The organism is Pseudomonas extremorientalis (assembly GCF_024584605.1).
Taxonomy (GTDB): Bacteria; Pseudomonadota; Gammaproteobacteria; order Pseudomonadales; family Pseudomonadaceae; genus Aquipseudomonas; species Aquipseudomonas extremorientalis.
In genome coordinates, this window is sequence record NZ_CP089519.1 from 5396152 (window position 1) to 5408153 (window position 12002).

A 12002-nucleotide genomic window follows, 5' to 3' on the forward strand; every position below is an offset into this window, starting at 1 on the left:
CCTGTGGGAGGGGGCTTGCCCCCGATAGCGGTCTATCAGTACCCGATGTACTGACTGACACTGCCATCGGGGGCAAGCCCCCTCCCACATTTTGTTTACAGCGTGGAACGTACTCGCCACAGTTCTGGGAACAGCACGGTATCGAGCATCTTGCGCAGATACCCCACACCCTCCGTACCGCCGGTACCGGGCTGGAAGCCGATAATCCGCTCCACCGTCGTCACATGGCGGAAACGCCACTGACGGAACGAATCCTCCAGGTCGATAAACTTCTCGGCCAACTGATACAAATCCCAGTAACGCTTCGGGTCGCGGTACACCTCACGCCACGCCGCCTCCACGGACTCATCGTGAACCGTCGCCGCCGTCGGGTCGCGCTCGGCCCGCTTTGGATCAATCGCCAGGCCCGCCTTGATCATCAGGTTGATCGCCTCGTCATACAGCGACGGCGTGGCAATCGCCACTTTCAACTCGTTCAATAGCTCCGGCCGGTGGGCATGGGGCCGCAACAGCGCCGCGCTTTTATTGCCGAGGATAAATTCGATCTCGCGGTACTGGAATGACTGGAACCCCGACGACTGCCCCAGGAACGGGCGAATCGCCTTGTACTCCGGGGGCGTCATCGTCGCCAGCACCGCCCAGGCGTGCACCAGTTGATCGAAGATCCGCGACACCCGCGCCAGCATCTTGAACGCCGGTGGCAGCTCGCCCAGGCGTACATGTTCGCGGGCGGCCTTGAGTTCGTGGAGCATCAGCTTCATCCACAGCTCCGAGGTCTGGTGCTGGATGATGAAGAGCATTTCGTTGTGGTCCGGCGACAGCGGGTGCTGGGCGCTGAGGACTTTGCCCAGGTCCAGGTAATCGCCGTAGCTCATGGACTCGGAAAAATTCAGTTCGGCGTTATGCCATTCTTCGGGCGGCTGATAGTCAGCAGAGAAGGGACATTGGCTCATCGCGTGGGCTCCTTGAGCGGGCGGAGAATGGCGCGGACGGGGCTCGCGTCGAGGTTGGCAAAGCGCAGCGGCAGGGCGATCAGTTCGTAATCGCCCTCTGGGACGTCATCGAGCACGATGCCTTCGAGAATCGCCATGCCATGGCGCGCCACGGCGTTGTGGGAATCCATGGTCTTGGACTGCTGCGGGTCCAGCGAGGGCGTATCGATGCCGATCAAGCGCACTCCGAGGCTGGCGAGCAACTCGATGGTCTGCGGGGCGATGGCGGTGAAATTCGAATCCCATTCGGTCAGCGGCGCTTGTGGATAAGTACGCAGTAACACGCGCTCCGGCAAGTTATCCACACGGCCTTGAAGTTGGTGCGGCTGTATAAGCGCACCGCTGTCCAGGCAATGCAGCACGCGGCACGGCCCCATGTACACATCCAACGACACCTCACCAATGGCCGCGCCGTCCGCGCTGTAATGCAGCGGCGCATCCACGTGGGCGCCGGTGTGCGGCGACAAGGTGATGCGCCCGACATTCACTGGACACTCCGGGCCGAACTGCCACACGCGCTCTTCCTGGAACGGCGTATCCCCCGGCCAGGTCGGGGTCGCCGTACTCAAGGGCGGGCTGATATCCCACCACGTTTTTATTGGGTTCATTTCAAGGCTCTCGGCGGTTACTGGGGTGAATGATACGAGGGCCGGCTGCGAATTTTCTTGCGAATTCTGGCGTGAAGCGGGAAATCTTTCGCACTTACTGCGAAGAACGGACGAGAAATCGCACAAATATATCGTCCGGATGCGTCACCGTGCCCTGTGGGAGCCGGGCTTGCCCGCGATGACGGTGGCACTGCTTGCATCTTCATAGCCTGACACTCCGCTATCGCGGGCAAGCCCGGCTCCCACAGGGGTTCGCGGTAATTTCCGGATCATCACACCGCTGCGCTTCTGGGCATTCCGATGTCGAGTTCAGACCACTGACGCAACGCCCTAGGCCTTAGGGTGCATCCTTCCATTCCCTTCCTCGGAGTCATCATGTCCAAGCCCATCACCGTACTGCGCGACACTCATCCCCTGCCGGTCCTGGACGCGTGCAAATGGGAAAAACTCGAAGGCGACCCGCACACCGTCAACCTCAACGCCTACACCAGCGAAGACGGCAGCAAGATCATGGGCACCTGGATCTGCACCCCGGGCAAGTGGTACGTGGACTACGTGAAGTGGGAATACTGCCACTTCCAGGAAGGCTACTGCATCATCACGCCGGAAGGCCTGGAGCCGATTCACTTGCGAGCTGGGGATATCTTCGTGGTGGAACCGGGGATGAAGGGGACGTGGGAAGTGGTCGAGACGGTGCGTAAATATTTTGTGTTTGCTTGAGCCGCAAAAACCCGGGAGCCCACTATTAGCAGGCTCCCGGAACCGCCCCTACTTGGGTTTGCGATAGCTATTGATGATCGCCGAGAAGTCCTTGCCCCCTTCCCCACGCTGGCTCATCGATTGATACAACTGCTGGGCCACAGCGCCCAGAATCACGGGTTGCTTGGCCTGACGTGCAGCCTCAGTAGCCAGGCCCAGGTCCTTGAGCATCAGGTCGGCGCCAAACCCACCGGTATAACCACGGGACGACGGCGCGGTTTCAATCACACCCGGCCACGGGTTGTAGGTATCGGAACTCCAGCAGCGCCCGGTAGAGCTATTGATGATGCCGGCCAGCACCTGGGTGTCGATGCCCAGCGCGTCGCCCAGCGCCATGGCTTCGCTGACGCCGACCATGCTGATCCCCAACAACAAGTTGTTGCAGATCTTGGCGATCTGCCCGGTGCCCACCTCACCGCAGTGCACGATGTTACGGCCCATCTGCGCCAGCACCGGTTGCAGGGTGGCGAACAGTTCCGGGGTGGCGCCGACCATGAAGGTCAGCGTCCCTGCGGCGGCGCCGCCAGTACCGCCAGAAACGGGCGCGTCGGCCATCACCACACCGTGTTTGGCGGCGGCAGCGGCGACGTCACGGGCAGTATGTGGGTCGATGGTGCTGCAATCCACCGCCGGTACGCCTTTGCCAATGCCGGCAAGTACACCGTCATCATTCAGCCACACGCTGCGCACATGGGCGGCGGCGGGCAGCATGGTGATCACCAGCTCAGCGCCGGTGGCCGCATCACGCGGCGAATCGCTGATGGTGCCACCCAACTCGGCCAGTTCCTTGAGCACCGCCTGGTTCAGGTCAAACAGGTTCAGCGCATGGCCGGCCTTGATCAGGTTGCGAGCCATGGGTGCGCCCATGTTGCCCAAGCCGATAAATGCAATCTTCATGGTCGTCTCCCGGATCAGCGCAGGTTGATGGTGGTGTTGACGCCATCGTTGACCGTGTCGTCATCGAACCAGCGGCTGGTGACGGTCTTGGTCTGGGTGTAGAACTGCACCACTTGCTTGCCATATGGGCCGAGGTCGCCAAGCTTGGAACCACGGGAACCGGTGAAGCTGAAGAACGGCACCGGCACCGGGATCGGGATGTTGATGCCGACCTGGCCTACGTCGATTTCGCTCTGGAACTTGCGCGCCGCCGCGCCGCTCTGGGTGAACAGGCCGGTACCGTTGCCGAACGGGTTGGCGTTGACCAGGGCGATGGCCTCGTCGAGGGTCGCCACTTCCAGCACCACCAGCACCGGGCCGAAGATTTCCTGGGTATAGATCTGCATGTCGGTGGTCACGCCCGAGAACAGCGTCGGGCCGACAAAGTTGCCTTGCTCGAAGCCCGGCACCTTGATGTCGCGGCCATCCAGCTCCAGCTTGGCGCACTCTTTCACACCGCTTTCGATCAGCTCCAGAATGCGTGCCTTGGCACGCTTGGAAATCACCGGGCCGACATCGGTGCCGGCTTCGCTACCCGCATTGACCTTGAGCTTTTGCGCCAGCGCTTTCAGGTCCGGCAGCCATTGCTTGGACGCGCCCACCAGCACCACCACCGAAGTGGCCATGCAACGTTGGCCCGCCGCACCGAAACCGGCGCCGACCAGGGCATTGAGGGTGTGTTCACGGTTGGCATCCGGCAGCACCACGGCGTGGTTCTTGGCGCCCATCATCGACTGCACGCGCTTGCCGTGTTTGCCGGCCAAGTCGTAGACGTGAGTGCCCACGGCGGTCGAGCCCACGAAGGACACAGCCTTGATGTCTTTGTGGGTGCACAGTGCATCCACCACATCCTTGCCGCCGTGCACCACGTTGAGCACGCCAGCCGGCACGCCAGCTTCCAGCGCCAGCTCGACGAGCAGCATGGTCGACAGCGGGTCCTGCTCGGAGGGCTTGAGGACGAAGGTGTTACCGCAGGCAATGGCCATCGGGAACATCCACAGCGGGATCATCGCCGGGAAGTTGAACGGGGTGATACCGGCGCACACGCCGATGGGTTGGCGCAGGGTGTAGGTGTCAACGCCACCAGCGACGTTTTCAGCAAACTCGCCCATTTGCAGGGTGCCGATGGAGCAGGCGTGTTCCACCACTTCCAGGCCACGGAAAATATCGCCTTCGGCATCGGCAATGGTCTTGCCCTGCTCGTTGCTGAGGACCACGGCGATGCGCTTGGAATGTTCGCGGATCAAGGCTTGCAGCTTGAGCATGATGCGCATGCGCGCGCCGATCGGCGTCAGCTTCCAGGTCTGGAAGGCGCGGTGGGCAGCATCGATGGCAGCGTTGACTTCATCGGCAGTGGCGAACGGGACTTTGGCCAGCACCTCTTGGGTGGCCGGGTTGACGATGTCTTGCCACTCGGTGGTCTTGGACTCGACCCACTCGCCGTTGATCAGCAACTTGACCTGTTGCACGGAAATATCGGCAGATGCGTTCATGTGGTCTCCAATCTTATATTTATGCAGAGACAAGGCGCGTAACCGCCTTGGGAAATGAGGCGTTCGGACTGTTTTTGGAGTATAGATGTGCAAATCTCTAATAAGAACGCACATAAAAGCCGGACCAATATGCAAAAAAACATCACATCCCTGGGCTCCCTGAACTGGGATGACCTGAAGTTTTTCCTCGAAGTGGCCCGCACCCGCAAGGCCAGCGTGGCCGCCAAGCGCCTGGCGGTGGACTACACCACCGTGTCGCGGCGCATCAGTTCGCTGGAAGTGTCCCTCGGCACCCTGCTGTTCGAAAAATCCCGGACCAACGGCTTCGTACTCACCAGCGAGGGCCAGCGTTTGCTGGGCTATGCCGAGTCCATCGAAAGCACCCTGCACATGGCCTGCGAACAAGTCTCCGGCTCCGGCGTGGCGTTGTCCGGCCACGTGCGCATGGGCTGCACCGAAGGGTTCGGCAGCTTCTTCGTCACCCCGCAATTGAGCCACTTCGTCGACACCTACCCGGCCATCTCGGTAGACATCCTGCCCCTGCCGCACTTCATCAGCCTGTCCAAGCGCGAAGCCGACATCGTCATCGCCCTGGAACGCCCGGAACACGGGCCGTATGTGTGCTGCAAACTGTGCGACTACAAATTGCAGCTGTACGCGACCCAGGAATACCTCGATCAACACCCGCCGATCCGCAAACCAGTGGACTTGGCCGAGCATCCGTTTATCAGCTATGTGGATGACTTGGCGTTCAGCTCGGAGCTGCTGTACCTGGCAAACGTAGTGCCCGGAGCCAGCGCCAGTTTGCGCAGTACCAGCGTGATTGCGCAGTACGTGGCGGCGCAGCAAGGGCGGTCGATGGCGATATTGCCGTGTTTTTTGGCGGCGCAGGATCCACGGTTGTTACCGGTGCTGGGGGAGCAGATTTCCATCACTCGCCAGTTCTGGATGTATTGCCGGGAGGATCTGAGGAAGTTGAAGCGGATTACGTTGTTGTGGGACTACATCAGGGAGGTGACGGAGCAGAATCAGGGGCTGTTGATGGGGGAGACCAGGGAGATCAGGTTCGCGGATTAAAGGGCCATCAACGATGATTCGCTTTAATTTGCAGGACGTTTCCTAGAGACTCTCTACCCCATTGCGCCTTACCGTTTGGGTCACTAGCCTCCTGACTTCGCTGCTCATCAGCGATCGGGTTTAGCGACTCGGATTAGTTGGGATGTGATGCCAAAGTATTGCCAGGCTTTTTACCTGTCTCTACCATTTTATGGCGGCTGTACGCGGGAGACCTTCGGGTCTGCCGGGTTCCCAAATTTACCGGTTCGCTAACCCGTGTACAGCTGCCACCTCTTCATGTTTAGCGACATGCCGTGGTGACCCCTACTGCAAATTTGGGAAACATCATGTCAAAAATCGTCCCCGATCCACCGCTTTCCTCCATCACCACCCTCGGCGTAGTCACCTTCGGCGACTACGGCGAAAACGAAAAACCGCTGTTCCGCGTCAACGCCGGCATGCCCATTGAGGAAGCGCTGGAGCACGCCTCCACCCTGCTGTTCTACTCCAAGAAACTCGCGATGGAAGCCGCCATGGATGTACGCGGCGAGCAATACGCGTGGGCCGCGCATTACCTGTGTGAGATGGGCAAAGCCGTGGTCGATGACCTCACGCAAGCGATGACACCGGGCCGTTAAGCGAACACCGCTCGAATGCGGGAGGAGCCCTGCTCCTCCCAACATTTAAACGACGGTAGTCCCGGCTATTTGTGGATACCGAGCCCGAACTTCGCGCAGGAACTCACCCGCACGGTTTTTGAGCCATTCAATCAGACGCGCAATATCCGGCTCTGACTGCCGCCCATTTCGACAAATGATGTAGTAGGCCGCAGGGGACATCATCACGGGGCTTTTCAACGCAACCAATGCACCGTTTTCCAATTGGTCATACACCAACGCAGTCCTGCCCAGCGCAATCCCTGCGCCCTTTACCGCCAGACTGATCGCCAGGCTCGAATCCGGAAAGCGCGGCCCATGGTGATAAGGCGGCGTCGGCAGGCCCTGAAACGCAAACCAGCTTTCCCACCCCGGACACACCTGATCGTCCACCCTATGAATCAGCGGGTATTGGGCGACATCCTCCGGCGCAATATCCCCCTTCGGCCTTAGAAATTCCGGCGAGCAAACGGGGAACACCGCGTCACGCATCAGCAGTTCAACATGATGATCCGGGTAATCGCCATACCCCATCACCACCGCGACATCGTATTGATGCGCTTCCAGACTGGTGCTGTTGATGTCGGCGCTGGTCAACACCAGATCAAGGTTGAACGAAGCCTCAGTGTGAGAGCCGTGCATCCTGGGGATCAGCCATGTCGAACAGAGCGAGGACGTGCATGAGAGGTACAGCGGACGGGACTTTGCGGGGTTGAGTGAATGCAAGACCCCATCCAGCGCCTTGAAAAATCCGTCGGTGACTGGCAACAAAGCCTGCCCTGCGGACGTCAGCTTGACGCCGCGCGAATGCCGCTCAAACAACTGCACGCCCCACCATTCCTCCAGGCCTGCAATTTGATGGCTGATGGCGCTGGCGGTGAGGTTAAGCTGCGACGCCGCACGCGCAAAGCTACCGGTTTGCGCAGCGCTGACGAACGCTTGAAGCATCGGAGTGGGAGGCGGACGCTGGGCCATCAGGTGCTCACTTTGATCAAGATGATCCCGCAAACAATGACGAATGCCGACAGCATCCGTCGCCAACCAAACTGTTCGTGAAAGAACAGCGCGGCAATAATGGCGCCGATAATAACACTGGTTTCCCGCAGCGCTGAGACCTTGGCCACCGCGTCCAGCGACAATGCAAACAACACCAATCCGTAAGACGCCAGGTAAAAAACACCGCCCAACAGGCCGACTCGCCAATGCCCACGTATCGCTCGCATCAAGGCCAAACGCTCCCTGGAAAACGCCAGAACCGGGATCGGAATGCTCTGGAATACCGTCAGGTAGATGATGTATTGCAACACCGTTTCACTGGCTCTCACGCCTTTGGCGTCCACCACCGTGTAAGCCGCGATAAACGCCCCGGCACACACCGCCATCAGGATCGGCTTGAGCATCTGCGCCGTCATCCTGCGCACAAAGGTCAGGCTGATAATGCCTACACAAATCAACACCACACCCGCCAGCACCTCGCGTGACAACTGCTCATGCAACAGAAAGTAGGAAAATAAAGCGACCAGTACCGGCGGTATCCCACGCATCACCGGGTACACCTGCCCGAAATCTCCCGCTTCGTAGGCTTTGATCAGAAATAGCCGATAGACCGTATTGAGTCCCACGGAGACGAGGATGTAGCCCCACACCTCCAGGCTCGGCACGCTGACAAACGGCAACGCCAAAAGGCATATCACCAGGGCGGTGCCATCCACCATGGCCAAGGTCATGAAGCGACTGCTGCCGGCGCGGACGACAGCGTTCCAAGTGGCGTGCATGAAGGCTGAGATCAAGACCAGCGTGATCGCGATATCGGAGTTGTCCATGGGGCTCGGCTTATGGCGGATAGTAGAGGATGTACGCTATGGGCATCGAGGTGTCATTGTTTACGCAACCACATCCGTAGCATGTAGCGATTTAGATCGCTCAAAGACTCAGCATCATCTATCACACAACGTGGCGTATTCCTGTCAATGAAGTGCGTGCGAGTATGAAGAAACTTATTATCGGCCGAAATAAGTACCTGCCCTGATTCCAGCAACACTCGCTGCTGAACGGATGACTGATCGAGAACAGTATCCAGAAAGTCCAGCGCTTGACATTGAGCCACCGTTAACGGCACTCCCGCTTTGATGTGGGCGGATTCAATGTAGACCCGAAAGTATCTGATCAGTGGAATGCCTTCATTGGAAAAACTCAGAATGGGCGCCTTGAAAAGCTGCTCTTCATCTGACATACCGCAGTTTTCAAAAAAGAAGTTGCATTTAAGCTCTTCCAATATTTCCGGAAACGCCATCAGCTCCGCGTATACCGCGCTTGCATCAATCAGGATGCTCTCGCCGCCCAAAAGCGCTTGCTGTCCGCAAGCCAGGATCAAGTAATCGATAGGTAGCGGATCGCTCACTCCATCGTTGTGTACGTACGCACCTTGACGGGTTTGATGGTATCTAGCCCCCTCCTCAATACTCTTACCGCCTCTGTCATAAACCTCAATCACCTTGTGACCCAGATGATTCTGTACCATAGGTACGCCAAGTAGCGAACCAAATGTCCATATCAGTGATTTAAAGTTTTCAAGTTTCTCGACCTTAAAACCATCAAGAATCAAGACATGGCATTCATGGTCGATCATGGTTCGGATTCTATCTAGCTCCTCACTCAAGACGGATGATTGTAGAGAATTGATGTAGGCAGCCTTGGTATCGAATCGAGCCCCCTGACTTTCAGATGCTAGCAACTCTCTTGCGCTCAAAAGTTCATCGAAGGCACATTTTGAAAGTCTAACTTTGGAAACTGCTTGCCGGAAATCACTGACGTTTATATTCATCGCAATCCTTTACGGTGGTTAGTTGGAGCGTTCATTTAACTAAGCCCACCGTTTGCGAAAAAGCGAAACCTCGTCAGCCTAGCCATCAAAATTCGTCATGGCAGAGCTTTCCTACGTAGAAGTTACTTAGCAAACGCTGTTTCATGCGCACCGCCAAACCAACTGTGGGAGCTGGCTTGCCGGCGATAGTGGTGTCTCAGTACCGGATGTACTGACTGACACACTGCCATCGCTGGCAAGCCAGCTCCCACAGTTGATTGGGTTTCAAGTTGAGATGGGGGTAGTGACTCAGTCCGCAATCACCACAATCGACACCCGCCGATTCTCCGTGCGCCCTGCCGCCGTATCGTTGGAGGCCACCGGCTCGCTGCTGCCCAAGCCGCGCAGTTGGATGTTTTCTTCTTTCATGCCCACACCGGTCAACACCGCCGCCACGCTTTTCGCGCGGCGCAGGGACAGTTGCTGGTTGTAGGTTTCCTTGCCGGAAGCGTCGGTGTGGCCGTCGACGCGCACGCGTTCGATGCCCACGCCCAGCAGGGCCTTGCCGATGCGTTGGACGATGTCGGTGCTGGGTTGGTTGAGCGTCTCGACGTCGCTGCCAAACAGCACTTTACCGGACAGGCCGAAGGCCCAGCCTTCGTCGGTCAGTTCGAAGCCTTGCTGCTTGAGGACCGCGACTTGTGCCGGGGTAAGGCCTTTGGGTGGAGCGGTCTGGCAGCCGCCAAGGGCGAGCAGGGCCACCAGCAAGGTGATAAACATGAAACGCGCGGTCGTGAACAAGGGGTCAACTCCTGTGTTGAACGTTGACGACGGAATTCTCCGACTCCGCCGTTTGCTGGCCGCCCGAGGACAAACGCTTGGCCTGGTACATCGCCGCGTCGGCGGCATTGAGCAAGGTGCCGGGTGTGGCGCCATGATCAGGGTAGATGGCGATACCGATACTGAGTGAGGTCAACACCTGGGTGTTGCCGGGCACCGGAATCGGCAGGTCCATGCTGGCGATGATTTTGTCGGCGATGCGCTCGGCGTCTTCCACCTTGTGCAGCGGCGCCAGCAGGATGGCGAACTCGTCACCGCCCAGGCGCGCGACAAGGTCATCCTCACGCAGTTGAGCACGCACGCGCTCGGCCACCGCTACGAGAACGGCATCGCCGGCGGCGTGGCCAAAGCTGTCGTTGATCTCTTTGAAACGGTCGCTGTCGAGGTAGAGCACCGCCAGTTGTTCCTTGGCCTTGGCCGCACTGCGCAGGGCACGGATCAGACGGCCTTCGAAGTACGCACGGTTAGGCAGGCCGGTGAGGCTGTCGTGATTGGCCTGGTGGGCGAGGGATTCGTTTTCGCTTTGCAGATGGTTTTGCCAGGCTTCCATCTCGCCGAGCAAAGCGTTGAAGTCGCTGCCCAGGCTGTCCAACTCGGCGATTCGCGCCGGCGGCACACGGCGATCGAAGTCGCGTTCGCTGCGGGCGGCGTGGGCCACGGCGGCGAGGCTTTGCAGTGGGCCGGTGATACCGCGCAATAAGCGTCGCGCCAGGTGCAGAGCGATCCACGCGCTGAGCGCGGTGCAGATGAGGATCCCGGCCAGGCCACTGAGCAGGAAACGCAGCAGGCTACCGCCGTGACCGGTGAGGTGAGTGCTGCCGATGACTCGCCCTTGGTGGAGGATAGGCTGGCTGATGGGTTGTTCGAGCAGGGTGTGCGCCAGCTCCAGTTCAACTCGCGAGAGCATGCCGGTATCCGGACGTATCCACTGCGCCAGCAACTTGCCATTGGCGTCGAAGACTTCGGCCTGGGCCACTTCTTCGGTGGAGGCGATCAGGCTGAGCGCTTCAGTGGCTGCCGCGCTGTCGTTGAACACCACTGCCGCTTCCACGGTGTAGTTGATAGAGCGCGCGATCAGGTGCAGGTTGTGTTCGGCATACACCCGCAGCGCCAGCACACCCAGCAGGGTCAGCGAGATGCTGGCCAGGGTCACCGCCACCAGAGCCAGGATCAGGTGCCCCCTGCCGATGACCGAGCGCAGGGTAGGTCGCACTTTGGTGACAGTCATGGCGCAGGCGCTCGCCGACGGGACAACTGCAGCACGCTGGGGTGAATGCGCACGCCGCTGCGCGCCACGGAGTCGAGGTTGACCTCGAAGGACACTTGCTCATCACTCACCCGCAGGCAGAACAGGCTGCCCACGGTGCACTGGTCGCCGCCTTCGCTGATGCTCAGCACCGGGTGACCGATCAACGAGGTGAACAACTGGCTACGCTCATCGGCACTCAGTTTGCCGATGTACACCGCATCGCACGCGTTGACGATATCGGGATGGTTGGCCAGCAGGCGCTGCACCACCACCGGACGACCGGTGGCCTGGGTGGTGCCTTTGATCAGGTCGTCGGTGTATTGGGTCGGGCCGACGACGCACAGGCGCAATTGCGCAGGCTCGACCGGCCAGCGCGCATAACTGAGGATACCGAGTACCACCTGAGTGACCGCTTGGGCGCGCTGGGCGGCAAGATCAGCGGGGTCGGGCGCCTGGGCGAAGGCGCGCGGCGCGAGTACGCACAGCAACGCCACCAGCAGCATGCGTCTCCAGCTCAAACTGCGCTCTGTGGGCGAGACAGCCACGTTCATGCAGCGATTCTCTCAGGTGTTTTTTAGATGATGCCGCAACGATAGCACAGCGGCGCAAA

The 12002-nt window shown here is 59.4% G+C and carries 13 protein-coding genes; 3 read left to right on the plus strand and 10 right to left on the minus strand.

Annotation, left to right across the window (positions count from 1 at the left end; translation table 11 throughout):
* Window positions 1-95: 95 nt before the first annotated feature.
* Window positions 96-953: a tryptophan 2,3-dioxygenase gene (gene kynA / locus LUU92_RS24430; RefSeq protein ID WP_257102761.1), complete on the minus strand. Its 858-nt coding sequence runs from the start codon at window positions 951-953 to the stop codon at window positions 96-98.
* Window positions 950-1600, minus strand: a complete 651-nt coding sequence (gene kynB, locus LUU92_RS24435; RefSeq protein WP_071489151.1) for an arylformamidase — start codon at window positions 1598-1600, stop codon at window positions 950-952. Before kynB ends, kynA begins: the two co-directional genes overlap by 4 nt.
* A gap of 375 nt (window positions 1601-1975) precedes the next feature.
* On the opposite strand from kynB, the gene LUU92_RS24440 reads away from it, so the two are divergent.
* Window positions 1976-2320, plus strand: a complete 345-nt coding sequence (locus LUU92_RS24440) for a cupin domain-containing protein (protein ID WP_010206533.1) — start codon at window positions 1976-1978, stop codon at window positions 2318-2320.
* Window positions 2321-2368: 48 nt separating this feature from the next.
* On the opposite strand, the gene mmsB is transcribed toward LUU92_RS24440, so the two are convergent.
* A complete protein-coding gene (mmsB, locus tag LUU92_RS24445) occupies window positions 2369-3256 on the minus strand; it encodes a 3-hydroxyisobutyrate dehydrogenase (protein ID WP_257102762.1) in 888 nt (295 codons plus the stop codon).
* A gap of 14 nt (window positions 3257-3270) precedes the next feature.
* Window positions 3271-4788: a CoA-acylating methylmalonate-semialdehyde dehydrogenase gene (locus tag LUU92_RS24450; RefSeq protein WP_257102763.1), complete on the minus strand. Its 1518-nt coding sequence runs from the start codon at window positions 4786-4788 to the stop codon at window positions 3271-3273.
* A 129-nt stretch (window positions 4789-4917) separates the two neighbouring features.
* Here LUU92_RS24450 and LUU92_RS24455 point away from each other — a divergent pair, with 129 nt between their 5' ends.
* Together LUU92_RS24455 and LUU92_RS24460 are read left to right on the plus strand one after the other, a co-directional pair.
* On the plus strand, window positions 4918-5865 hold the full coding sequence (locus LUU92_RS24455; RefSeq protein WP_071489149.1) for a LysR family transcriptional regulator: 948 nt from the start codon (window positions 4918-4920) through the stop codon (window positions 5863-5865).
* A 326-nt stretch (window positions 5866-6191) separates the two neighbouring features.
* A complete protein-coding gene (locus tag LUU92_RS24460; RefSeq protein ID WP_071489148.1) occupies window positions 6192-6482 on the plus strand; it encodes a DUF3077 domain-containing protein in 291 nt (96 codons plus the stop codon).
* 45 nt (window positions 6483-6527) lie between these two features.
* Here LUU92_RS24460 and LUU92_RS24465 read toward each other — a convergent pair whose 3' ends face one another.
* From LUU92_RS24465 to yfiR, 6 genes are all read right to left on the minus strand, one after another.
* Complete coding sequence (locus LUU92_RS24465; RefSeq protein ID WP_222540428.1) at window positions 6528-7475, minus strand: LysR substrate-binding domain-containing protein; 948 nt, start codon at window positions 7473-7475, stop codon at window positions 6528-6530.
* Entirely contained in the window at window positions 7475-8323 is an 849-nt protein-coding gene (locus tag LUU92_RS24470; protein WP_071489146.1) for an EamA family transporter, read from the minus strand. Before LUU92_RS24470 ends, LUU92_RS24465 begins: the two co-directional genes overlap by 1 nt.
* 53 nt (window positions 8324-8376) lie before the next feature.
* A complete protein-coding gene (locus LUU92_RS24475; RefSeq protein WP_257102764.1) occupies window positions 8377-9324 on the minus strand; it encodes a TauD/TfdA family dioxygenase in 948 nt (315 codons plus the stop codon).
* A 288-nt stretch (window positions 9325-9612) separates the two neighbouring features.
* Entirely contained in the window at window positions 9613-10104 is a 492-nt protein-coding gene (gene yfiB, locus LUU92_RS24480) for an outer membrane lipoprotein YfiB (protein ID WP_071489144.1), read from the minus strand.
* Window positions 10105-10108: 4 nt separating this feature from the next.
* Window positions 10109-11371, minus strand: coding sequence for a diguanylate cyclase DgcN/YfiN (gene dgcN / locus LUU92_RS24485; RefSeq protein WP_071489143.1), 1263 nt, complete (start codon window positions 11369-11371; stop codon window positions 10109-10111).
* Complete coding sequence (gene yfiR / locus LUU92_RS24490; RefSeq protein WP_071489142.1) at window positions 11368-11943, minus strand: regulatory sequestration protein YfiR; 576 nt, start codon at window positions 11941-11943, stop codon at window positions 11368-11370. The genes dgcN and yfiR overlap by 4 nt, the downstream gene beginning before the upstream one ends.
* Between the last annotated feature and the right edge of the window lie 59 nt (window positions 11944-12002).